The organism is Chryseobacterium sp. JUb7, assembly GCF_024806495.1.
Classification (GTDB): Bacteria; Bacteroidota; Bacteroidia; order Flavobacteriales; family Weeksellaceae; genus Chryseobacterium.
In genome coordinates this window covers 53139-77579 of sequence record NZ_JANUFF010000013.1, presented here as the reverse complement: position 1 = coordinate 77579, position 24441 = coordinate 53139, and the positions used below count along the sequence as shown (strand labels likewise).

At 35.4% G+C, this 24441-nt stretch carries 22 protein-coding genes; 5 read left to right on the top strand and 17 right to left on the bottom strand.

The window, feature by feature from the left end; genetic code table 11:
* Positions 1-29 precede the first annotated feature (29 nt).
* The 3 genes from M2373_RS19200 to M2373_RS19190 all read right to left on the bottom strand — a co-directional run bounded on the left by M2373_RS19200 (position 30) and on the right by M2373_RS19190 (position 3658).
* Positions 30-1718, bottom strand: a complete 1689-nt coding sequence (locus M2373_RS19200) for a 3-coathanger stack domain-containing protein (protein WP_259112875.1) — start codon at positions 1716-1718, stop codon at positions 30-32.
* Between the two features lie 36 nt (positions 1719-1754).
* The gene (locus M2373_RS19195; RefSeq protein ID WP_259112874.1) at positions 1755-2249 is read right to left on the bottom strand and encodes a hypothetical protein; all 495 of its coding nucleotides are present in this window, start codon (positions 2247-2249) and stop codon (positions 1755-1757) included.
* Between the two features lie 209 nt (positions 2250-2458).
* A complete protein-coding gene (locus M2373_RS19190; RefSeq protein ID WP_259112873.1) occupies positions 2459-3658 on the bottom strand; it encodes an endonuclease in 1200 nt (399 codons plus the stop codon).
* A 394-nt stretch (positions 3659-4052) separates the two neighbouring features.
* On the opposite strand from M2373_RS19190, the gene M2373_RS19185 reads away from it, so the two are divergent.
* From M2373_RS19185 to M2373_RS19175, 3 genes are all read left to right on the top strand, one after another.
* Positions 4053-6797: a carboxypeptidase-like regulatory domain-containing protein gene (locus M2373_RS19185; protein ID WP_259112872.1), complete on the top strand. Its 2745-nt coding sequence runs from the start codon at positions 4053-4055 to the stop codon at positions 6795-6797.
* Positions 6798-6807: 10 nt separating this feature from the next.
* Complete coding sequence (locus M2373_RS19180; protein ID WP_259112871.1) at positions 6808-8901, top strand: DUF5689 domain-containing protein; 2094 nt, start codon at positions 6808-6810, stop codon at positions 8899-8901.
* Positions 8902-9137: 236 nt separating this feature from the next.
* Complete coding sequence (locus tag M2373_RS19175) at positions 9138-9404, top strand: hypothetical protein (protein WP_259112870.1); 267 nt, start codon at positions 9138-9140, stop codon at positions 9402-9404.
* A gap of 82 nt (positions 9405-9486) precedes the next feature.
* Here the strand turns inward: M2373_RS19175 and M2373_RS19170 are convergent, their stop codons facing one another.
* From M2373_RS19170 to M2373_RS19140, 7 genes are all read right to left on the bottom strand, one after another.
* Positions 9487-9897 (bottom strand): hypothetical protein, encoded by a 411-nt coding sequence (locus M2373_RS19170; protein ID WP_259112869.1) that lies wholly within the window; start codon positions 9895-9897, stop codon positions 9487-9489.
* A 13-nt stretch (positions 9898-9910) separates the two neighbouring features.
* Positions 9911-10624, bottom strand: a complete 714-nt coding sequence (locus M2373_RS19165; RefSeq protein ID WP_259112867.1) for a TNT domain-containing protein — start codon at positions 10622-10624, stop codon at positions 9911-9913.
* Between the two features lie 373 nt (positions 10625-10997).
* Positions 10998-11468, bottom strand: coding sequence for a DUF6702 family protein (locus M2373_RS19160; protein WP_259112866.1), 471 nt, complete (start codon positions 11466-11468; stop codon positions 10998-11000).
* 58 nt (positions 11469-11526) lie between these two features.
* Positions 11527-12276: a TIGR00730 family Rossman fold protein gene (locus tag M2373_RS19155; protein ID WP_259112918.1), complete on the bottom strand. Its 750-nt coding sequence runs from the start codon at positions 12274-12276 to the stop codon at positions 11527-11529.
* 9 nt (positions 12277-12285) lie between these two features.
* Positions 12286-12999 carry a nucleotidyltransferase family protein gene (locus M2373_RS19150; protein WP_259112865.1) on the bottom strand — a complete coding sequence of 238 codons (714 nt, stop codon included), beginning with the start codon at positions 12997-12999 and terminating at the stop codon, positions 12286-12288.
* 84 nt (positions 13000-13083) lie between these two features.
* The gene (locus tag M2373_RS19145; RefSeq protein ID WP_259112864.1) at positions 13084-13491 is read right to left on the bottom strand and encodes an RNase adapter RapZ; all 408 of its coding nucleotides are present in this window, start codon (positions 13489-13491) and stop codon (positions 13084-13086) included.
* 239 nt (positions 13492-13730) lie between these two features.
* A complete protein-coding gene (locus M2373_RS19140; RefSeq protein ID WP_259112863.1) occupies positions 13731-14747 on the bottom strand; it encodes an aminoglycoside phosphotransferase family protein in 1017 nt (338 codons plus the stop codon).
* 48 nt (positions 14748-14795) lie between these two features.
* Here M2373_RS19140 and xrtF point away from each other — a divergent pair, with 48 nt between their 5' ends.
* Entirely contained in the window at positions 14796-15326 is a 531-nt protein-coding gene (xrtF, locus tag M2373_RS19135) for an exosortase family protein XrtF (protein ID WP_259112862.1), read from the top strand.
* Positions 15313-15753 (top strand): exosortase F system-associated membrane protein, encoded by a 441-nt coding sequence (locus tag M2373_RS19130; RefSeq protein ID WP_259112861.1) that lies wholly within the window; start codon positions 15313-15315, stop codon positions 15751-15753. Before xrtF ends, M2373_RS19130 begins: the two co-directional genes overlap by 14 nt.
* A 173-nt stretch (positions 15754-15926) precedes the next feature.
* On the opposite strand, the gene M2373_RS19125 is transcribed toward M2373_RS19130, so the two are convergent.
* The 7 genes from M2373_RS19125 to nadB all read right to left on the bottom strand — a co-directional run bounded on the left by M2373_RS19125 (position 15927) and on the right by nadB (position 24428).
* The gene (locus M2373_RS19125) at positions 15927-16925 is read right to left on the bottom strand and encodes a cation diffusion facilitator family transporter (RefSeq protein ID WP_259112860.1); all 999 of its coding nucleotides are present in this window, start codon (positions 16923-16925) and stop codon (positions 15927-15929) included.
* A gap of 54 nt (positions 16926-16979) precedes the next feature.
* The gene (locus M2373_RS19120; protein ID WP_259112859.1) at positions 16980-17972 is read right to left on the bottom strand and encodes an aspartate-semialdehyde dehydrogenase; all 993 of its coding nucleotides are present in this window, start codon (positions 17970-17972) and stop codon (positions 16980-16982) included.
* A gap of 32 nt (positions 17973-18004) precedes the next feature.
* Positions 18005-18436 carry a hypothetical protein gene (locus M2373_RS19115; protein WP_259112858.1) on the bottom strand — a complete coding sequence of 144 codons (432 nt, stop codon included), beginning with the start codon at positions 18434-18436 and terminating at the stop codon, positions 18005-18007.
* A gap of 95 nt (positions 18437-18531) precedes the next feature.
* The gene (locus tag M2373_RS19110) at positions 18532-21108 is read right to left on the bottom strand and encodes a TonB-dependent receptor (RefSeq protein WP_259112857.1); all 2577 of its coding nucleotides are present in this window, start codon (positions 21106-21108) and stop codon (positions 18532-18534) included.
* A 210-nt stretch (positions 21109-21318) separates the two neighbouring features.
* The gene (gene nadC / locus M2373_RS19105) at positions 21319-22179 is read right to left on the bottom strand and encodes a carboxylating nicotinate-nucleotide diphosphorylase (protein ID WP_259112856.1); all 861 of its coding nucleotides are present in this window, start codon (positions 22177-22179) and stop codon (positions 21319-21321) included.
* Positions 22180-22190: 11 nt separating this feature from the next.
* Positions 22191-22835, bottom strand: a complete 645-nt coding sequence (locus M2373_RS19100) for a TrbC/VirB2 family protein (protein WP_259112855.1) — start codon at positions 22833-22835, stop codon at positions 22191-22193.
* Between the two features lie 21 nt (positions 22836-22856).
* On the bottom strand, positions 22857-24428 hold the full coding sequence (gene nadB / locus M2373_RS19095) for an L-aspartate oxidase (RefSeq protein WP_259112854.1): 1572 nt from the start codon (positions 24426-24428) through the stop codon (positions 22857-22859).
* Positions 24429-24441: the final 13 nt, after the last annotated feature.

The following is a 24441-nucleotide window of genomic DNA, read 5'->3' as shown; positions in this document are numbered from 1 at the left end:
GAATTGCTCTGAACCTTTTTTATTAACCTTTATTTTTTAATTGTTTTTCCGGTAGAAATTCCACTTTTGGTAATTGCTTTTATGATATATGTGCCGCTGAGTTGCCTTTCTAAGCTTACACTGATCTCTTTTTCATTACTAAACGATTTTTCTAATACCGTTTTTCCATTCATATCTGCAATCTGAAGAGTTCCGGTTTCGGATTTATCTAAAATTATTTTAAATAAACCATTGTTAGGATTCGGAGATACTTTAATGGTTTTTATAGCCGGAGCTGGTCCTGTACTTGTCATCAAAGTTGGTCCTTGAGTAGATGTACTATTTGAAATATTTGCATTTCGGCTGCCTTGCTGGAAACAAGGTTTTGCAAATATGTGAACATCAGATCCGGACCGTGCATAAAACCCATCTTTCAGTATCACATAATCACCTGCATGGTAGCTGGCTGTAGCAGTGTTATAAATAATGTTATTGGCTACCAATCCTCCCATAGAAGCTTGTGAATCTGACGATGAAGGGAGTACAGGATTTGTTACATAGACGTCATTCCCATTGCAGCAGTCATAACTTAAATCATAGTTGAAAAAAGGATATGAATTGGTGTTTACCACAGATCCGGTCGTTAATCCGTTGGTGTATTCAAGATAAACTTCAAACTGATATGCCCCGGTTTGCGGGTTGGTTAAATCTCCCTGATTTATAAAAAAGGAAAAATCATTTCCAACCACTGATCCTACTGTGTTGGCAGGATAAACTGCTCCCGTGAAAATATTTCTAGTCCTTAATTTTATATTCGATACGCTTGCGCCTTGTGGTAGTGCTATTGTTCCAAATACAGGTAGCGGATAGTCTTGTCCGTAACACCATTCGCGAGGTTCGAAATAGAATTTGGCTTTGGCGGGTAAAATGGTGCAAATTGCAGTTGCCATATCTGTAATTTCGCTCTGGGTCAATTGAAAATTATACAGCGGCTTCTGAAGAAGTATTCTTGGAGTATGACCTCCATCAGGATCTATATCGTAGGATTCTGTTATTCCGTAATAAGAGCCTCCTGTGCTTGCAATTGTTGCAGCTGCATCAATTGCCGTTTGATTGCTGTTGTATAATACGACAGCAAAGTTCGCTCCCATATTATTTTTAAGGTTTACAACATTCTGAAACTTGGCGTTATTATTTGACGCATAATTGGTAGAATAATAATTTACAAGATAGCCGCCTCCCCATCCTCCGGTATTACGCTCAGAAGTTGTAAATAAAACAAAAATAAGAGGAACTGCCGGATTTCGGCTTAAAGATCCTACAGGACTTACAATAGCCGGATTGGCTGTACCGGTTAAAGCATTTTCAAGAAGTCCCAGAGTTTCATGAAACATAGATCCGCCACTGTTAAATCTCCTGCTGAAACTTAATGCAGTCAAGGGATCGGTAGTAAAATCGGATTCAAGATAAACCTTTGGAAAGTAATACGGTGCAGTTTGTGGGTCGCTTAGCTGGCTCATGCCATACTGGGCAACGGCCACTCTGTTGTTGCTGTTACAGTTCAGTAAAGTTTCTACTAATTTCCCGGCAGAAGACTTCACAATCTGGTAACTGGGATCACTAAGTTGATAATAAGAATTGTCTATGACAATCACAATATCAGCTCCTACGGACTGGGAATATGATCTATTCCATGAAAACAGGCTTATTAATAAAGCGAGTACTAGTATTTTTTTCATAATTCATTAATTTTTTAATGGTAAAACTTTAATGAATTATTTTTTAGATTTGCTTTGGCTCTCTAAAGCTTCAATCCTTTTTTGTTGTTCTTTAATCAGCTTATTCTGCTCTATGGTATATAAAGTAAGTTCTTCAACTTTTTGTAAAAGAAGCTTGCTCATTTGTCCCAGATCCATGCCGTTTTGCTGTATTTCCTTAGCAGATGGAATTTCCGGAAGGTGATGGTTGTCTTTTGTGAATTTTTCAATTTCTTCTAAAGTTGGCATCTGATATTCTGGCCATAGTACTGAAGTTCCTGTATAGTATTTTTGAAATACGTAATCGGGTGGAACGTTGGTGTCTACTTTTACTTCTTCAGCATGGATGCCGCCTTTCACTGTTAAGAAAGCGTCGGGATTTTTAGTTCCGATACCGATAAATCCGGTTGATGGATCTGAAGTAGGTCCGTCTACCGATCCGGTAGGTGTGAAAATTTGTGCAGATACTAAACCTGTTAGCAATACTGAGAATGCAAAAAATGCTTTTTTCATAAATAAATATTTAATTGGAATTTTAGATTATTAGTTTTGATCAACAAATTTCAACATTTGGTGATTTACAAAACTAATTAAAATTTTAAATAATTTTTAAAATATTTACAAAAAACATTCTATTGCGAAGAATAGCATAAAATATGTGCTTGTGTAGTGCTTATTTTATAAAAAAAGACTGTCCTTTTGAGACAGTCATTATTTTTGAATTATTTTTTTATGTATTCTTTCTGGACAATTGAAACTGCCGGAAAGTGGTCACTGTAACCTCCGGTGAACCTGTCACCGTCCCAAGAACGTAGAGGATATCCTTTCCATTGCCCTTCTTTATTAACTAAATAAGACGGAGCGTAGATTTCGGCCTTGAAGATACTGTAAGTCGGAGTAATTTTTTCAGGAGAATATAAATTCTTTGAAACAATAATCTGGTCAAACAAATTCGGAGCATCTCTGTAAGCAAGAGAAGCCACGCCTGCCTTAAACAATTTATACATTAAATTATAATAAGGATATTTATCAGATAATTCGCTCGAATCTCCCACTGCGCTTAGATATTTTTTCAAACTCGGACTTACAGGGTCATCGTTATAGTCACCCATTGAGAAAATTTTGATTCCCGGATTTTCAGCGGTGATTTTGTCCATTTCTGTTTTCAGTACAGTGGCTGCAGCATTTCTTTTGGCTTGTGAAATAGCTTCACCACCTCTTCTTGAAGGCCAGTGGTTCATTAAAACAGCTACTTTTTCACCATCTAATAAACCGATTGCAACTACAATATCTCTCGTATATTCTCTTCTTCCGTCTTCGTTGAAGATTTTAATTTCCTTTTTGTATGAATTCAAGACAGAGAATCTTCCTTTTTGATAAATAATTGCCACATCGATACCTCTTGAATCATAAGAATTGAAATGAACAATTCCGTAATTGCTTTTTGCTAAAGCCGGCTGCTTGATCAGGTCTTCGATAACCTGTCTGTTTTCAACTTCGATCAATCCGCAGATAGCAGGGTTGTCATTGGTATATTGTCTTCCCAGTTCGGAAATAACTTTAGCTTCGTTTTCAAGTTTTTGGTTGTAAAACTTCGTGCCCCATCTTTTTGGGCTGTTTTCGGTGAAATCATCTGCTAAAATCTGATGGCGAATCACTTTTTTGCCTTTCAGAAGCTCGTCATTCCATTCCCCTTTGTAATCTTCTGTTGTTTCTAAAAACTTCAGAGAGTCGATCGGTACACTTCTGTGGAATGCAGGATTAGAAACAGATAGTGTTCCGTCTATATAATCCGCAGAAGGAACAATGTCCCAAAGGTTTTCTACGTTCAAAAAACCTACAGCAGCTCTTTTTACTTGCTTTTGTTGTGAAAACGCAAATCCGTAGCAAAAAACTGCAGCAGCGATTAGATATTTTTTCATTCTCTTAGGTATATTCAAAAATTTAAGGGGTTAAAAATACTAATTTTATATAAGAATGAAGTTAAAAATATTTTAACAATCCTTTTTTACTAATTAAAAGTCTGTGGTTTACAGTTTTGAAGAAAATAGTTAACCTTAACAAAGATTAATAAAATAAATTATTTAAAATGTTTCTTTTATAATGATAAATTATTTAATGTAATTCTACCGTAATGTTAAAAATATTCATATGAGTTCATTTTTGCAATTGATGATAAACAGCTTGTTTTTTTATCGAAATAGTAGTGCGTTAAGAAAAATTAATAGAATAAAATATTAAAAATGTTTGAGTTAATGAAAATAGTTCTAAATTTGTTGCCCCTTAAATAAAGAAGGAGTTAAAAATAAGTTTATTATGATTAAAAAACTATCCCTAATCTCTTTGTTTACATTACTTCCGGCATCCTATTACTTTGCGCAAACTACTGTTTATGCATATGTTAAGGATCAGGATGGTAAGCCTGTAGAGAGAGCAGAAGTAGATCTAGCACAATCCAGCGATGACGTAACCGCGGATAAAATTGGGTACTTCCAGTTTGTGGATTTAAAACCTGGCCATTATCTTATTACTGTTACAAAATCAAGTTACGAATCTAAAATTCTGGAATTTGATGTAACAGATGATGAGAAGAGAAAAGACTTAGGTGTGATTACACTTAATTACAGTGTAGGATCAGATGCAGGAGTTGTTGTGATTGATGATTCTGCAAACGACACTGAAGATGGAGGTTCTGCTATGCAGCCTACTGTGGGACTTTTAAGTTCCGGAAGAGATGCTTTCCAAAATGTTTCTGCTTTTGAGTTGGGAGCATATTGGTTCAGACCGAGAGGGGTAGATAATAGATTTGAGGACGTTGTTTTTAACGGGGTTTCGATGTCTAAAAATGATGACGGCAGAATAGACTTCAGCAACTGGGGAGGTCTTAATGATGTGACGAGATACCCTTATGAAAATGTAGATAATATTACCCCTTCGGAGTATACTTTCGGGAATCTGGGTGGGGTTGTTTATTACAATACCAGGGCTTCAAGCTACAGAAAACAAACTTCACTGGCGTATTCATTTACAAACAGAAGTTATTTACACAGATTGATGGCAACTTATTCTTCAGGTCTTTCGAAGAAAGGCTGGGCATTTACTTTCTCTGCCAGCAGAAGATGGGGTGACAATGCAATCATTGATGGTGTTTATCAGGATGCGTATGCATACTTTGGCTCTATTGAGAAGAAATTCAGTGACAGACACTCGATCAATTTAACAGCCTTCGGTTCTCCCACTTACAGAGCATCAAACTCTCCGAATACTCAGGAAGTGTATGATATTATGGGAAAAGACTATAATTCGTATTGGGGATGGCAAGACGGAGAGCAAAGAAACTCAAGAATCAGAAAGGTTTTCGAACCTATGTTTATGTTAACCGATTATTTGAAAATCGGTAAAAATTCAAACTGGACAAATACGGTTTCCTATCAAATCGGAAGCGATGCGAGAAGCAGATTAGACTGGTTCCACGCATCAGATCCGAATCCAACATACTACAGAAAATTACCAAGCTACGGAATTTATTCAGCTGACGAATTCAGAGAGAGATCCCAAATTGACTGGGCATCACTTTATAATGCCAATAATATCAATAAATATGATATGAACGGAAATGAAAGAGGGGCTGTTTATACTATCGTAGAAGATGTAAATAAAGATAAAACTTTCAATTGGGCATCCCACTTTGATACAAGATTACAGGACAACTGGAAATTGAATATCAACTTCAATTATCAGAACTTAAAATCTGATAACTTTAGAAGAGTTAAAGATCTGTTAGGAGCTAACTATGCTTATAACCTTAATGCTTTTAATAATGATGTAAGATATGATGCCGATAATGATAATGAAAAGGTAAGAGAGGGTGACAGAACACAGTATTCTTACGAATTAACAAGAAATCACTATTCATTAAACATCTCTTCCGAGGTTGATTTTGCAAAATGGAACTTCGTCGCCTCTATTTTCTCTTCTTATTCGGAAGCATACAGAGAAGGTGATTTTAGAAGCGGGATTTTAAGATTCAGAGATAATTCTAAAGGTAAAAGTGCTGTTTATGATGCTCTAGATGCAGGGATTAAAGGTAAAATTACCTATAAAATCAACGGAAAAAACTTTATCGTTTATAACGGAGCATTCTTCAGTCTGGCACCGACCCTTAACGAGATCTACATCAACCCGAGAATGGTGGATTATGTAACTCCGGGCGTTAAAAACCAGATTATCAACTCTAATGATTTGAGCTACATTATGAGAGGTCAGATCCTGAAATTAAGATTGTCAGGTTATTATACAACGATCAGTAATGCTACTGAAATTTCAAGATATTATGCTGACGTAAATGATGGTACTTTAGGAAATTCATTCAGTACTTTGGTGAACGAAGCAATGAGTGGTGTAAACAAAAGATACATCGGAGCAGAACTAGGTTTTGACGTGAAAATTACACCTACTTTAAATGCAGTTGGGGTAGCGAGTGTAGGACAATATAAGTACACCAACAATCCTGAGGTTTCAACTTTTGATGACCTTAACGGATTCAGAGGAACCAACGTTTGGGGTAATGCCAATATTAAAGATTATAAAGTGGCAGGAACTCCGCAGTCGGCTTTCTCTTTTGGATTAAAGTATAACTCATCTCAGTATTGGTGGGTAGGTGCTTCTGCAAATTATTTAATGGATCAGTATTTAGACTTATCAGCATTGAATAAGACACCTTATATGTATACCAACCCACTGACGAATGATCCTTATCCGGGAGTAACGCCTGAGCTTATCCAGCAGATTACGGCTCAAAAGAAATTCGACAATCAGTTTATGCTGAATGCCAACGCAGGAAAATCTTTCCAGTTTGGTAAATACAGAATGGGGATCAGTATTTCTGTAAATAATATTCTGAATAACAGAAATTATGTAACAGGAGGATTTGAGCAGGGAAGAAATGTAAACTTTACTGATGCTCTTCAGGATGCACAGAGAGAGACTCCATACTTCGGACCAAAACTTTGGTATGACAGAGGAAGAACATTCTTTACAAACGTTTATCTAAGATTCTAATACAACTACTATGAAACAATATAATTCAATATTAAAATATATTTTCATTGTGATGGCTTCTCTTTTTATAACGGGATGTGTGCATGATGATAAATACGACGAACCTAATCTGGAGAACTTTCAGTGTGCAGATCTTGTAAAGACAATGACATTGACGGAGCTTAGAGCAAAATATACAAACACCGTTTATACTTTCCCGGATAATTCTACAGATGTTGTAGAAGGGTATGTTTCTTCAACGGATGAAACAGGAAATATTTATAAAACAATCTATATTCAGGATAAAGCTGTAGATCCTACACAGGGTTTCGTAATCAGTGTAGATATGGTAAGTTCATATACTCAGTATCCACAGGGATCTAAAGTGTATATTAAACTGGCAGGTCTTTCATTGGGAACTTACGGTGGAGTAGTACAGTTGGGTGTAAAAGATCCTACAAGTACAACTTCGGTACTGAGAATCCCTGAAAAATCTGTTCCTTCGAAGATTTTCAGATCTTGTACGGTCAGAGAAAAGATTGTTCCTAAGATTATGACTTCAGCGCAAATGGTTTCTGCTAACGACCAGTACATCGGGTGTCTTATCCAAATGGATAATGCAGAGTTTGACAGCAGAGTATTATGTGCAAACTATGCTCCAAACGGAGTTACTGTTGACAGAGTAATCAGAGATAACAGTACAGCTACAACCAGAGTGGTTAGAAATAGTGGTTATGCCTCTTTTGCAAATCAGATTTTACCTTCAGGAAATGGTAAGTTTGTAGGGATTTACAGCAAATTCAACACAACTTATCAGATGTATATTAATAAGGTTACGGATTTGGAGATGAATAATTTCCCTCGTCTTGATGGTATTGCATCCAATCCTTGTGAATTTAGTGCAAACGGGTTGACGGCAAAAACAATTGCTGAGATCAAGCAAATGTATACCGGAGGAAACTGGAATCAGATTACAGGAGATTTCTATGTGAAAGCTCAGGTGGTGGCTAATGACGAAACCGGAAATCTATATAAGTATCTGTATATTGAAGATGCAACAGGAGGTTTAAGAGTAAACATCAATAAAGTTGATTTATATCTTGATAACCGTTTCAGATTAGGGAAAGATGTTTATATTAAACTTAAGAACCTTTATGTAAGAAACGTGAGCGGTGAAATTCAATTGGGTGCATTATTCAACAGTGATACTCAGTTTGGACAAATCGAGGAAGTAAATATTTACAAATATTTCTTTGATACCAATTCGCCTTCAAGAGCTGTAGTTCCAACAGAAAGAACAATTTCTCAGCTTACTGCTGCAGATGTAGGAAGATGGATTAAAATTAAAGACCTTCAGTTCATTGATGGAGATTTAGGTAAAACTTATACAGATGGAAGTGCTACTTCAAACAGAACACTGGAAGACTGTTCAGGAAATAAAGTGACACTGAGAACAAGCGGACTTGCAGATTTCGGAACAAGTGCAACGCCAATGAAACCCGGTACCACAGAAATTGAAGGAGGTAAAGGTGATGTGTATGCTATTTTAAGTGCATTTAACGGTACTTATCAGCTATGGATTACAAGATTGGCTAACGTTGATTTAGATAATCCTAGATGTGACGGAACAGTTTATACACCGCTCCCTGTAATTTATGGTGATGCTTTTGCTGCAGGAGGTTTCAGTTCAGACTGGACGACAGTAAATGTTGCCGGACCTCAGGTTTGGACAACTTCCAATCAAGGGAACGGATCAAATTATTATGCTGTTATGACCGGTGTTTTAAATAACGTAAACGAAGACTGGTTGATTTCAAAATCGGTAAGCTTAGTAGGAAAAACAAAAGCGGTTGTTAACTTTACAACAGACGTTAGATATTCAGGAAATGCTATACAGGTTTACGCGACAGAAAATTATACTGGAACTCCGTCGACTACCACTTGGGTACAGTTACCGGCAACTTTAGATACCAATACTGCTGCATTTGGAGATTGGGTAAGCTCTGGAAACGTAGATTTAAGTGCTTTCTTAGGTAAAAATGTAAGAATAGCATTTAAATATACCTCTACTGCTACTGCTGCTGCAACATGGGAGATTGATGATTTTAAAATTAAAGCTCAATAAAATTGACTTTTAAATCATAAAGAAAAGGCGAACCAAATGGTTCGCCTTTTCTATTTTTGTGAAAATTAATGAAATAAAATAAGTGAATATTTTTAAAATTTTTGTCAGGGATAATTATTTGTGTAATTTGTTGTCGGGAGAGCAGTATGAGTCCGTTAAATTATTTTATATAGGATAAATATAAGGAACACAATTGCTGAGGTCGCTTTTGACGATTAATAATAAAGGAAATGCTTATGATAAGGTTTTGGTTTGTATTTGATTTTGAAAATTATAAAAATCCTCCTGGAGGACTTAAATTGGGCTGTGGAGTTACTGCTATATCAAAAGAGGATGCCTTAAATATATTAAAAGAAAAAATATTTAGAGATAGGTTGCCTCCTATTTTAAATGTGGTAGAAAATATTAAGATTACAGATCTTGATAATAACGATGTTTTGCCTAATATGAATTCACCCGTTTTTAGAGGGATTTGGTTTCCTATGGGATATGATAATGGATAAATATTAGTTTCTATTTAATTAAAATAAAAAACCACAACCGAAAAGTTGTGGTTTTTATTTCTTACTGGTACTTTGCTTGGATTTAATTATATTTCCAGATCCCGGAAATAGTAAGTAAAGTCAGTCCCGGTTGTTTTTCTCCATAACTGAATACACAGATATATTTAGAATGGCATGAAATACAGCTGGTTCCAAAATATAAAGTTGGTAAATTATTGACTGTTAATTCGCCAAAGTGAATCATGTTTTTTGGAGTCTCGGAAACCAATCTGTTCTCAAGCAATTCATTTTTGGATAAGACTTTATCTTCATGGAAAAGTTGGAAAACAGGAAAGCCTGTTTCATAAGGTTTGATCTCAACAACATTTTCATGACCACAGTCGCAACATGTAAACTTTACCACAGCAGATGGAATGATTTCGTCATTGCTGAAATTGTTTTTAGTAACGGAAGCCTGCTTTCCAAGGCTTATTTTATTTGATATTGAATACATCTGGGTTGTTTTATTACTGAACTACGGTACCTGCCAAATTAGGATATTTTCCACTCGGACTTTTTTTGATGGTTACTTTTACATAGCCTTCCTGCGCAAGTTTATTCCATGTTTTCTGATAGCCTGTTGTGATATCGATCGGGATTTTCCACATGGTCTGCTTTCCTTTACCCACCTGGCCAAACCAAGGAATAATATCTGCTGTCTGACCTTTGAAAGGTAATAAATTATTTAAGACCTCGATCTCATAATAAAAATCATATTTGTCCTCAGACTGATTAAGTGCTCTTTGTGTAAAAGTGTAAGTATATCCATTGATAATCGGGCTTGTGAAACTTCCCCCCAGTGTAGGTGTTCCTGTTCCTGTATAGTTTCCGACAGCCCCACTGTATCGGTCGTATTTTTGCCCGGCAGAGAAAGTGATATCGTCCACAATATTATATCCACCGTTAGCAGGTGGCCAGCCTCCATTTAAATTATTATTTTTAAACAGCGTCTCCAGTTCACCCCATTTTCCCTGTTTGTATAATTCAAATGCCTGATCTTTGATAGCCTGGCTTAAAGTTCCGCTCGTATCATAAGTAGCGGCAAATTCATCAGCATTTTTGTAGAATACACTCGTAACATCACTTGGTGTTTCTTCGATGTTTTCGTCTCTGTCTGAGCTACAGGCTACAGAAAATGTGAACGTTGTTAAAAGTAAAAAATACTTTAAAAAGTTTTTCATTGATAGATTCATGGTTTAATTGTTTCGTTATCCTACTCGTTTGGCTTTTCGGTTCCGCCTTATTTTTATGGGAGGTTTAATTTTAAAGAGTAATCTTTCCCCTTTTCATTTATGATAATGATGGTGAAAGGCTTTCTATAACGGTACAATTGAAAAATATCAATGCGATAAAATTAAAATAAAAATGTCAAATAATCATGAGTTTTCGTAAATAAAATGGGATTGTCTCATCGCGCAGAACAATATTCATATCTTAAAGTATAGTCATATTGAAATAAGGTTTCCGGATTTGAAAGAAGAGCAGTTTAAACTCCACAAAAAATCCCTGTTTCAAAACTGAAACAGGGATTGATTTATTCAAAATTAAATTCGTTTAAAAAGAAACCTCATTGACTTCTTTTCCTCTCTGGAAGCTCATTGTTTTCTGGCTTCCTTTATAGGCAATGTTTACCAGATTTACCTGTTTAGGAAAAGCGCTTAAAAGGATCGTGTTTTTAATCTTTAAGGTATTAATATCAGAAACACCTCCGGTTTCAAAATATACCCATACAGTTTCTCCGCTTACCTGACTTCCGGTGAATGTTATCGTTTTTGGAGAGCCATTAACATACACATCAAAATTATTATTTACATATTTTTTAACCTCTGCTTCAAATCCGGCTGTATTCGAATTGATTTTTATGGCATCTGAAATATGATTGGTATTCATCTTTGTGGTAAACTTTAATGTCTTGCTTCCATCTATATAATCCACTTTCGTCATCGAAGAGAAAAAGTCTACATTCATAAAACTCATCAACACAAAAAATGTTAATATTCCTAAGATATATAAAAGTTTTTTCATCTTAATTAATAGATTTACAATCATGCTTGCTATTTATAGGTCACAAATAATATGCCAATTAAAAATTAACATTTACAGAATACTTATCATAAAATGCCTTAATATGCGCTACGGCTTCATCGGCAGTATCTACCACACGGTATAAATCAAGATCTCCTTCAGAAATCATTCCGTCTTTTAATAACGTTTCTTTAAACCAGTCTAATAAACCTCCCCAGAAATCAGATCCTACCAATACGATAGGAAATTTTCCGATTTTATTCGTCTGAATAAGTGTCATTGCTTCTGTCAGCTCATCTAGAGTTCCAAATCCTCCGGGCATTACTACAAAACCCTGAGAATATTTTACAAACATTACTTTTCTTACAAAGAAATAATCGAAATTCATGGAATACGATTTATTGATATAAGGATTGAAATGCTGTTCAAAAGGGAGATCAATATTTAATCCGATTGATTTCCCCTGTGCATTGAAAGCTCCTTTATTTCCTGCCTCCATAATTCCGGGACCACCTCCCGTAATGATTCCAAAGCCAATCTGGGTGATTTTTTCTGCAATTTCTACCGCCATCTTGTAATATTTACTTTGGGGCTTTAACCTTGCAGATCCGAAAATGGAAACACATGGACCTATTTTGGCCAGTTTTTCATAGCCGTCTACAAATTCAGCCATGACTTTAAAAACCATCCAGCTGTCTTTAGTGATGGTTTCATCCCAGGCTTTTTGTCTTAGGCTGTTGTGTAATTTCGTTTCATTTATATCAAGTTCCGGATTTATTAAGCTTTCGTCTCTTCCGTCGATTTCCATCACAAAAAATTATTTAAAATGTTTTTCGGCTTCTATTACAGATTCGGGTCTTCCGACATCTATCAGGATGCTGTCGTGCACAAATCCATGGATGTGTTCTGTCAGCATCAGATCCAGATATTCTTCCATAACAGAAAATTTGCCTGTTCTTTTTATTTTTTCAAAGATAGTGGGGTTGATACAGTGAACTCCGCTAAAAGCCAGTGCTTTGAATCCCTTATTGAATTCCGCGAGCCTTTGTTCTCCTGTCTGTACATTTAGCCAACCTCTTAAAACCATTTCATCGTTGAAAAGGAGTTTTCTCGAACTTTCTCTGTCCGAGACGGCTAAAGTAGCAAAATCTTTCATCTTTTTATGATATTCGACCAGCATATTGATATTTATATTGGTAAGAATATCAGCATTCATGATTAAAAAATCTTCCCCATGATCAAGAAATCTTCTAGCAAAAATCAAACCACCGCCGGTTTCAAGAAGTTCATTAGACTCATCAGAGATTTCAATACGGCAACCGAAATTGTTATTTTGCTTTAAAAAATCAACTATTTGATTTCCAAAATGGTGGATATTAATAACAAAATCATTTATTCCAAAACTTTTGAGATAAGTGATATTCCTTTCTAAAAGTGGAATTTCATTGACCTTGGCCAATGCTTTTGGATGGTGATCTGTAAAAGGTTTAAGACGTGTGCCTTTCCCTGCTGCGAAAATTAAAGCCTTCATAATTTTAAATTAAAAATTAAGAATGAATAATGAAAATTTACCAGACGGATTTACCATTCTTAATTATTCATTATTCACTCTTCATTATTTATTAAGTTGGTGCTGCTCGTCATGGTGAAGGCTGATCTCCACTTTTTCACCGTATTTTTCTTCTACAAAATGAGCGATTTTTATAGCAGAATAAACAGACCTGTGCTGTCCTCCTGTGCAGCCGAAGTTGATCTGCAGGTTTTCAAAACCTCTTTCCAGATAGTTATCAATATTGATGGAAATGATGCTTTTAATTAATTCTAAAAACTTTGGCATTTCAGTTTTTGTTTCAAGATATTCCTGAACACCTACATCGTTTCCTGTCTGGATTTTGTACTCTTCAACTCTTCCGGGATTTAAAATTCCACGGCAGTCAAAGGTAAACCCGCCTCCATTTCCTGTTTCATCTTTTGGAATTCCTCCTTTTTTATACGAAAAACTGTGTATATCGATGTGTAGCATTATCTTTTATTTAAATTTTGAACAAATTAAGTTCTTGTTATTTATTATTAAATTTTTTGCTGTGCTTTTGTCATTCTGTATGAATCTAAGCATAGTCTGTTTTTTAGTTTAAGAGATCCTTCGACTGCTTCGCGCTCAGGATGACATTGCTAATATTAATCGTTAAATTCTTCTTTCAATAAGAGATTCAATAAGACGCAATTCAATCACTGTCAGTCTGAACGGAACCGAAGGCTATATTATTTTAATATTTCCTCAATTTTCAACTTCGTTTTCTCTGAATTCAATTGTTGGATCACTTTTTCCAGCTCAGGATAATCTTTCATATTTTCCCAGGTTTTAGCAAACTCGGAAATGTTTTCAATCCCTTTTTCAATACTTGAAATGAAATGCTGCTTTCTCTGAATCAAACCTCTGAATCCATAAGCGCCCAATACCTGAAGGAATCTCATCAACTGAATTGGTTTAACCGAATTTTTTAGTTGATTCTGATGTTCTGTATTTTCAAACTGCTGAATGTAACAGGTAAGCATTTCATTTTTAAAACTTTCAGGAAAATTTGCTTTGGCCTGAAACAAAAAAGAAATAACGTCATACATCAGCGGGCCTTTCATTGCAGATTGATAATCGATAAATGAAACGTCATTATTTTCATTAACCATAATATTTCTCGCCTGAAAATCACGAATCATGAGTCCTTTAGGCTCAAGACTTTCAATGAGGTTTACAATTTTTTTAAACTCCTTGAGAAGGGAAGATTTGTGGTATTCCAATTCCAGAACATCGGCTATAAAATTTTTGAAATAATATAAATCATGAGTTACCGGCAGGTCATCGTAGCTTTCATATTCAAAAGTTCTGCTGTAATCTATGGTATTATCGGTTTCATTCTGAAGCCTGAACAGGTTTTCTAAAGTCTGTTTTACTAAAGATTTAGTTCTTTCAGATAATCCTTCCTTTGATATAATTTCTGAAAGTGTATTTTCACCCAAAAACTCCTGGACATAAATTTTTCTGTCATCTGAAACAGCAAAAATAGTAGGAGTGTTTAAGTGGAGATTGGTAAAGATTTCAGAGTAATATAAAAAACTTTCGTTCTCTTGGGTGTTTTCATTGTAAGTAATAATATACTGCTTATTGTCTGATTTAGCCCAAAAATTAACCCTAGCAGAGCCGCTTTGAGCTAAAATTTTAAATTCAGATGATTTTTTGCCTGTATAATTTTCAAAAAATCTTTTTGCGTATTCGGAAATCATAGTCGGAAACAAATATAGTAAATTACAAGCTAATTTTTATATTTGCATATGCTAAAGGACTTTAAGCCAATTTTAGGAATTCTTTTGAGGTTCATCATCATTTATCTGGTGCTGCTTTTTGCGTATCAGTTTTATCTGAATTCTTTTAAAGAATCGGGGCTTGATCCTTTTTCCCGATTGATTGCAGAACAGGTAAGGTATATTCAGAATTCGATGGGTTTACCAACTCAGCTGTACAACGATGTAAAAGGGGAGCAGGTCTGGTTTTACGTGAAAAACGTTTATGCTACAAGAATGGTCGAAGGGTGCAATGCCATTTCTGTGATGATTCTTTTTCTGTCTTTTGTATTTGCATTTTATAAAGGTTCCAGGACTTTTATTTTTGCTTTCGTAGGCTTAATTCTTTTGTATATCATGAATTTGCTGCGTATTGTGGGGCTTAATTTGGTAATGACGGATTATAAAGAATACGGAAAGGTAGTCCATGATTTTGTTTTCCCTGCTGTGATTTACGGGAGCGTTGTGGTGCTTTGGCTGGTTTGGATAAAATTCTTTGCTTTGAAAAATGAAAATTCTTAATTGGTTTTTAGTATTTGTGGGCGTCTGCGGTCTCATTGGAGTGCGTGCATTTGAGGAAAGTATGTTCTACGATCCTTTTCTCAATTACTTTCATGAAGTGAATAAAAACCTTCCTTTTCCTTCTTTTGAATGGGGGGAATTGATTTTTGGGCATCTTTTCAGATTTATTTTAAATCTTTTTTTCTCATGTGCCATCATTCATTTTTTATTTAAAAATAAGCAATGGACTATTCAGGGAGCAATATTAATAGCAATCATTTTTGCCATTACTTTTCCTATTTATCTGTATTGTATTTATGATCGGTTTGAGGTAGGGTATTTGTTCTCATTTTATATGAGAAGATTTGTTATTCAGCCTTTAATTTTGTTGTTGATTGTGCCGATGTTTTATTATAGAAAGCAAGTTGAAAAACACAAAGTAGGATAAGCTTTCTGTCAATTAAATAGTCTTCGTCAAGCTTAGATTGAATCTGGTTGAATTCCTTTTTAATGGTATTGTAGCCATCCTGAGCACGAAGCAGTCGAAGTATTATTTATCTAAAAAATATTTCACGAATAAATATTGGGATATTATTTCAATAAAAATACTATTAATTGAGATTAATCCACTGTGTGTTTCTCAACGCTCGTTACATTTTCCGGAGTCCATATCACTCTTTTCACAAATTCTTTTTCACGGACAGGACAATCTTTAATCTGGCAGACAGGGCAGGAGATAGGTTTGCAGTCGTCCATATGAAAGTTGAACTCAATGCTTCTTTTTATATTGTTGGCTAAAAGAAGTATCATCTTTTCCATTTCGTTATGAGCTTCACGAAGACTGTAGTACCAGGGAAGGGTAATGTGGGCATCAATATGCAGAGAAGCTCCGAACTGCTGGATTTTCATGTTATGAACATCAATCCATTCAACTCTCCGGTTGTCTTCTAAAACTTTAATGATTTGATTTAAAAGATCGGGATCCTGTTCGTCCATAATACCGCTTAAGGATTTTCGGACGATCTTGTACCCTACAAAGATGATATAAAGCCCGAATATTAAAGCTACAACAGAATCCAGCCAATAAATCTTTGTAAAGTATACGATGATTAAGCTGATCACAACACCCAATGTGGTGATGGTGTCTGACTGAAGATGCTTTCCGGAAGAAATGAGCACTAATGAATTTTCATTTTCCCCCTTTTTAATAGAAATATATCCTAAAAAATAATTAACCACTGCAGTAGCTGCAATAATCCAGATTCCCCAATCAAGTTTATTTAAAATCTTTCCGACAATTAAACTGTTGATGCCTTCGTAAATAATCATAACACCAGCAATGGCAATCAAGGCACCTTCTATTCCGGAGGTTACAAATTCCACTTTTCCGTGACCGTAAGGGTGGTCTTCATCTTTTGGTTTTGCTGCGAGATAGAGAGAATATAATCCCATAAATGCACTGATCACATTGACGATACTTTCCATGGCATCGGAAAAAACAGCATCAGAGTTTGTGAGCTTCCAGGCTACAATTTTTCCAATAAAAAGAATCACTCCAAAAACAGCAATAAGTTTTTGAAAGGCTAATTTATCTTTTTTATGAGTCTTTTGAACGTTCATAGGTTTGATAAAAAAAAGAATCTCAATTTTGAGACTCTTTTTTATTTTGTTAGTTTAAACTAAGTTATTTGATACTAAGTATTCTGCGATCTGTACTGCGTTCGTTGCTGCTCCTTTTCGCAGATTGTCTGCCACAATCCAGAGATTCAGTGTTTTCGGCTGTGAGAGGTCCCGTCTGATTCTTCCCACGAAAACTTCATCTTTTCCTTCAGAATAAAGTGGCATTGGATATTCGTTGTTTTTGACGTTGTCCATTACTACGACTCCTGGAGTTTCAGATAAAATTTTTCTTACCTCGTCAAGATCAAACTCGTTTTCGAATTCGATATTCACACTTTCTGAGTGACCTCCCTGTACAGGAACTCTTACTGCAGTTGCTGTCAAATTAAATGTATCATCTCCTAAGATTTTCTTAGGCTCTTTCATTAATTTAATCTCTTCTTTAGTATAATCATCATCTGCAAAAACATCACAGTGTGGCAATGCATTTTTGAATATCTGATAAGGATATACTTTTGCAATAGAATCGTCACCGCTGATCTCTCCGTTTAATTGGTCTACGGCAGCTTTACCGGTTCCGGTTACAGATTGATACGTAGATACGATTACTCTTTTTAAATCATATTTTTTGTTCAGAGGTCCTAAAACCATTACTAACTGAATAGTAGAACAGTTCGGGTTTGCAATGATTTTATCTTCTTTTGTCAATACATCAGCATTGATCTCAGGAACGACCAGTTTTTTAGAAGGATCCATTCTCCATGCAGAAGAATTGTCGATCACCGTTGTTCCTGCTTCAGCAAAAAGAGGTGCAAATTCAAGAGAAGTATCACCACCAGCTGAGAAGATTGCAATATCCGGTTTGGCAGCTATAGCGTCTTTCATGCTTACAATCGTAAATTCTTCCTGTTTATACTTCACCTTTTTACCAATAGATCTTTCCGATGCTACCGGAATTAATTCTGTGATAGGGAAGTTCCTTTCTTCTAGAACTTTAAGCATAACTTGTCCAACCATTCCTGTTGAACCGACTACAGCTACTTTCATTGATTTAATTAAAAATTATTTTGTTAATATATTTATGCCCCGAAGACTCTTGTCCAAGGGAACGCGAATGCAAATAAGCCAACCGCAATAAGACCCATAATGACAATTCCTAAAGAAATTGTAGGGTTTACTTTTACTTTCTTGTTAACAATCGTCAACAAAACAGCTGCAATTAACATTGAAAATGGATGTTCTACGTATTGAAATCTTAATGCAGAATTTTTCATCACTTCACCCATATTCAATCCGTTTGTAAAATTGATCACCAACATAATGATCCCGATTAAAAATTGAACGTGGAAGAAGATCATCGTGAATAAAGTTGTTTTCTTTAAAAACTTGTTCACTTTTCCGCTAAATCCAAACATTGTAGCTAAAAGTGCAATCACAAATAATGATGTTAAAAGTAATTCTAAATACCCAAATCCTTTGTGAGCACTAAGCAAAATTTTGTAAAAATCCATATTTAGTTTTTTTCTGTTTTTTTCTGACACAAATATAGCAAAAATCCCGGCGAAAAGCCGGGATTGATATTTATAAAATCTAATATTTTAATTAATTAGAAGTTGAATGATAGGTTAGCAGCCCATGTTCTTCCAAATCCGAATAATACACGGTTTGAAGGATCAATACCTTTATATAAAGATGCTTGATAAGCTTCGTACTGTGCTGCTGTAGCAAATTGATCACCTGTTTTAGTGAATACATTTGTTGAAGCATCAGAAATGTAAGTGGTGTCAAATAAGTTATAAACATTTGCACCAATTGTAAAGTACTGAGCATTATCTTTAAGTCTGATCTTGTAAGAAACACCTAAATCAAACAAGTTGAAATCTGGTAACTTCATTACACCTTTTTCTTGTGCTGCTTCATTAGAGAATGTTGCAATATCAATTGATGAATAAAGTTTACCTACGTATCTCCAAGTTCCGAAGATGCTAAGGTCTTTTACCGGCTTTACAGTTGCGCCTAATGATGCTGTCATTTGTGGAATACTGTTGTTACTTGTTCCTCCAACTTTTACTTTATCTAAATAAAGTGTTGTAGATGTAGAAGTTCCGGATAGTGTAAGTGGGTTGTTGTTGTCATCAAATGCAGCTCCTGTAGCATTACCTTTATAATAGTAATCTCCCCACGAGAACATACCTTGGAATTCTAAGAAATTAGTTGGTCTGTAAGTTGCATCAAATTCAACTCCCTGGTGTATTTCAGTAATACCACTGATTTCCGCATATCCTGTAGTAGTTGTGTTGTCAGGAAGAGTAAAAGTCTGGTTTGTTCTTCTTAACCATCTGTCTCCCCAAGAAGTTCTGTAGATGTTAACATTAGCACTAAGTTTTGAAGATCTGAATCCATATCCAACTTCAGCAGAGAAGATTTTCTCATTCGTTAATGTTGGGTTAACTACTTGGAAATTACTTGGATAAACAGAGTTGAAGAATGGCTGCTTGCTATAGTAACCTACATTTGCAAAAACATTATGATTGTTGTTGATGTTATAGTTAGCACCTCCTTTAATGTTATATCCAAAAAGGTTTTTAAATCCTGTTTTTGTATTAACAACCTGTCCTTGCTGCTTAGTTACTCCGTCTTGAACGAAGTTGTCAATTCTTTGATATCCTTGGTTAGAAACTGATCCCTGAATGAAAGCTGATAAATTGTTTTTTGAATATTCAACTTGTCCGAATCCACTGTACCAGATTACTTCACCGTCATTACTGTAACCGATCTGATCTCCAATTGGAGCCGTTTTTCCTCCAAATGGATTCCATGCTAACTTTTGATAATCGTAAGTTTTGCTTACAACATTAGGAGCTATATTTTTATTGTTGCTATCCTTGTATCCTGAAGCTCCATATAAATCTGATGCAACCTGATAGTGATATCCATAGTAATATCTGTCATCTGTACCTACTGAGAAGTTCCAGTTATCATTGATTTTATGTTGGAAATTTGCTAAAACTCCGTACCAGTTGTGAGAATTGATACTAGCTCTACGTATTAATGTGTTTCCAGCAGCTGCAGCATTTACGTCAACAGCAGCATTGGCTTTAAAGATAGCATCATAATCGAAGTGTCCTTCTGTATCATAATAACCAGTGATTCCTTTTCCACCAACTCTACCTAATTCACCAGTTCCACCACCTCTACCATTAGACATGTATGCTACGGTGCTTAATTTTGATTTATCGTTGATATTCCAATCCCAGTTAAACATCATTACCGGTTTAGAATAGTAGTTCGCTCTGTTTGCTAATGCTACTTTATTTCCATTGGCATCTGTGTAGTAACCATAATCAGAGTTATATTGTCTGTATGGAGTTCCATCATGATCCGGATTGTAGTTAATGTAATTTTGGATCGTTGGTGAATATGTTCTTTGGTTGTGCCATTGCGGCGCAGAAGTTAATGTAAACTGGAAATTATGTTTTTTATTTGGCTCCCAACCTAATGCAAAATAATAAGCATAAGATTCATAATCTGTATTTTCTATATAAGTACTACCAGCCTGTCTGCTCATTAAGAATGAAGAAGACCATCCTTTATCAGATTTACCTGTATTATAAGCAAAAGATGTTTTAAAATAGTCATTGTTACCAACTCCTAATCTAATGATTCCTCCTTTCTTCATATCAGCCGACTTTGTCAAGAAGTTCATAGTTCCCCCAACAGAAGCAATTGCTAATTTTGAAGAACCAAGTCCTCTTTGTACCTGCATGGTACTTGTTACGTCAGATAATCCAGTCCAGTTTGAGAAATAAACTGTACCACCTTCCATATCATTTACCGGCATACCATTTACCATTACGGCAATGTTTCTAGATTCAAATCCACGCATTGTGATCTGAGAGTCTCCAAATCCACCTCCACCTTTTGTAGCATATACAGACGGTGTTGTGTTTAGCAATTCAACAAGCTCCTGGTTTCCTTGTCTTTCAAGAATCTGTGCAGCTTTAATTGTAGATACTGCAACAGGTGTCTTTCTATCTTTTGCGATATCGGTTACACCTCTTAGGATTACCTCTTCAATGTCTTTGGACTTCGTAGTGGTGTCCTGAACTTCTTGAGCGTAATAAATACTAGCCGTTGATAATGTAATTATCGCAGTTAGCATCGATTTGTTGATTAATTTCATAATCGTTAGTAATAGTTAGATTTAAATTTTCCGCAAAATTCGGAAAATAAAATTTAACTAATATTAACTTTATGTTAATTTTTACTCAATCTTAATAAGTTGTAATATTTTGATTTACAATGTATTGAATAATAATTGAAATTTTACATGAAAAAAATCATATTATTGAATTTTTAACAAACGTGGCTTGTTTTTATTAAAAATTCAATGCTATTTCACTGCTTTGAGACTCAAATCGATATTCTCGGCAGAGTGAGTAAGGGCTCCCGCGGATATAAATGTTACGCCGGTAGAGGCGATTTCTTTCAGTTGATCGCGGGTGATTCCGCCTGATGCTTCAGATTCGCAGGTGTTGTTAATCATCTGTACAGCTTGCTTCATGGTCTTTACATCCATATTGTCGAGCATGATTCTGTCTACTTTTGCTTTGATGGCTTCCTGAACTTCTTCCAGATTTCTGGTTTCAACTTCAATCTTTAACTTCTTTTTGGTCTTTTTAACATAGTCTTTCGCCATTTTCACAGCGTTTGTGATGCTTCCGTTATAATCAATATGATTATCTTTCAGCATGATCATATCGTAAAGTCCATATCTGTGATTGGTTCCGCCGCCGATAGCTACAGCCCATTTTTCGCAAACTCTGAAATTAGGTGTTGTTTTTCGGGTATCTAATAATTTTGTTTTTGTTCCGACCAGTCTTGAATCCCAGTCATGAGTCATAGTGGCGATTCCGCTCATTCTCTGCATGCAGTTTAAAACAAGTCTTTCTGTGGAAAGAATAGATCTTGCGCTTCCGCTGACAATAAAGGCTACATCTCTGACTTTGGCAATAGATCCGTCTTTGATAAAAGTTTCAATCTTAAGATCTTTATCAAAAGTTTTAAAAATAATTTCAGCTAACTCTACACCTGCCAGAATACAGTTTTCTTTCACTAAAAGCTTAGCACTTTGCTGTAGATCTTTTGGAATGGTAGAGAGGGTAGAGTGATCACCATCCTGAATGTCCTCTTCCAAAGCATTTTTTATAAATTGTTTTAAAATTTTATCTGTTGCGTATGCTGGTCTTTTCATTTTGTTTAATTTTAGTAATAGTAAGATGCTTTTGTTCCGAATAGCAAATCGTAGATCACAAAGAGCAAAATTACTTCATTTTCATCAGCTTTTATTTTTTCGAACTCTATTTTGTTTTTTATCCGGATATTATCTTGGTTAATGCCTGTGAATTCTATTATATATTTGCCATTTTTTCTATTGTAGTTATAAGGCTCTTTAGAATATGGAAAATATTTCCAATTGAAATGTTTCCATTCATATTCCTGATCGTGGAAAAGAACTTTATCTTTATTGAATTGTAAAATAGGATGCTGGTGATTATTGATATAATAAAAAGTCGATGGAAGATTGTTGTCATTAATGATTTCATCCATGTCAAATTTATCTTTTCCAAAATAATAAGGCTTTCCTAATTTCAGAATATTACATAAAAGATTCAGGGGAAGTGGATATTTTGCTTTAGAAATAATGATTCTCTTTAAATAGTTGAAAAAATCTCTTCCAAAGAAAGCGATAACAATTCCTAAAATCCACGCAACAAGATCGGTTGAGTTTTCAAATTTAAAAATGAAAAGAAGAATTCCTAAAATTCCTAAAATCACTAATACAATTAATCCTCTTAAAAAATATAGAAGTTTAATAACTGTAAGAATCTTCAGGCTGAATATTTCCATTGATTTTTGCTTTAATTTCTTTTAAGCTAAATCTTTATTGTAAAAAGCTCCCTTATTCTCCTTCATCTCCATAGACTGGGTAATGATGAGGTGAGCAACAGTTGTTAAATTTCTTAATTCAGATAATTGAGGCGAGAGAATTGAATAGTGGTATATTTCATTTACGGCAGCGGCGATTTCCTGATGTTTTTGAAGAGCCATGCTTAAACGTCTGTTGCTTCTTACAATTCCTACAAGGTCGCTCATCATTTCCTGAAGTTGTTTTCTCAGATAAGAAATGATGACCATTTCATCCATAATCTTCATTCCTTCTTCGTTCCATTCCGGGACAGCTTTTAAATCTTCAAAGTTGAAATTGTTTTCGTGTAAAAGTTCCACTGTTTTCATGGCAGCACTGTGTCCGAAAACCAATCCTTCCAGTAATGAATTTGAGGCGAGTCTGTTGGCTCCGTGAAGTCCGGAATTTGTACATTCTCCCACTGCAAAAAGATTTTTGATAGATGATTGTCCGTCTTTGTCGATTTCAATCCCGCCCATTAAATAATGACAGGCCGGTACGACAGGAATTAACTGCGTGAAAGGATCTATCCCTTCATCTTTGCATTTTTTATAAATATTAGGGAAATGTTCTAGAAATTTTTCATGATCCATATCGCGGCAGTCTAAACCTACATATTCGTCACCTGTAATTTTCATTTCGGCATCGATGGCTCTTGCGACGATATCTCTTGAGGCTAATTCTTCACGTTCATCATATTTATGCATGAATTTTTCACCTCTTTTGGTTCTTAATTTGGCACCGTCTCCGCGAACTGCTTCAGAAATTAAAAACAACATTCCATCAATTTTGCTGTATAACGCCGTTGGGTGGAATTGATAATACTGCATATTGGAAACCTTCCCTTTTGCACGGGCTACAAAAGCAATTCCATCTCCTGTTGCAATGGTGGGGTTGGTGGTGTTTTTATAAACATGACCGGCTCCGCCAGTGGCTACCAGGGTTATTTTTGAAGTTATTTTTTTGATAGACTTAGATTTTTCATCTAAAATGTAAGCTCCGTAGCAGTGGATGTGCCCTTCGTTTAATTCTTTTCCCGGAACATGGTGCTGAGTGATGATATCGATAACATAATGATGGTCGAGAATTTCAATATTCGGACTGTTTTTAGCTGTTTCCAGCAAAGCGCGTTCGATTTCGAAGCCTGTTATGTCTTTATGGTGGACGATTCTGTTTTCAGTATGGCCGCCTTCTCTTCCTAAAGCGAATTCTCCATTTTTCATGTCAAAATTGGCGCCCCATTCAACGATTTCATTAAATCTTGCAGGAGCTTCTGTCACTACCATTTCTACGACATCACGTTTGTTTTCTCCGTCTCCGGCACGCATCGTGTCTTCGATGTGTTTACTGAAATTATCATTTTTAGAATCTGTAACTACTGCAAGACCGCCTTGGGCATATTTGGTGTTACTTTCGTCTTCATCAGATTTTGTTACGATGATTATTTTGGCATCAGGAAGTTGCTCAGAAATTTTTATGGCATAAGAAAGTCCCGAAATTCCGGAACCAATTACTAATACATCCGCTTTTATCATTATGCTTGCTTTA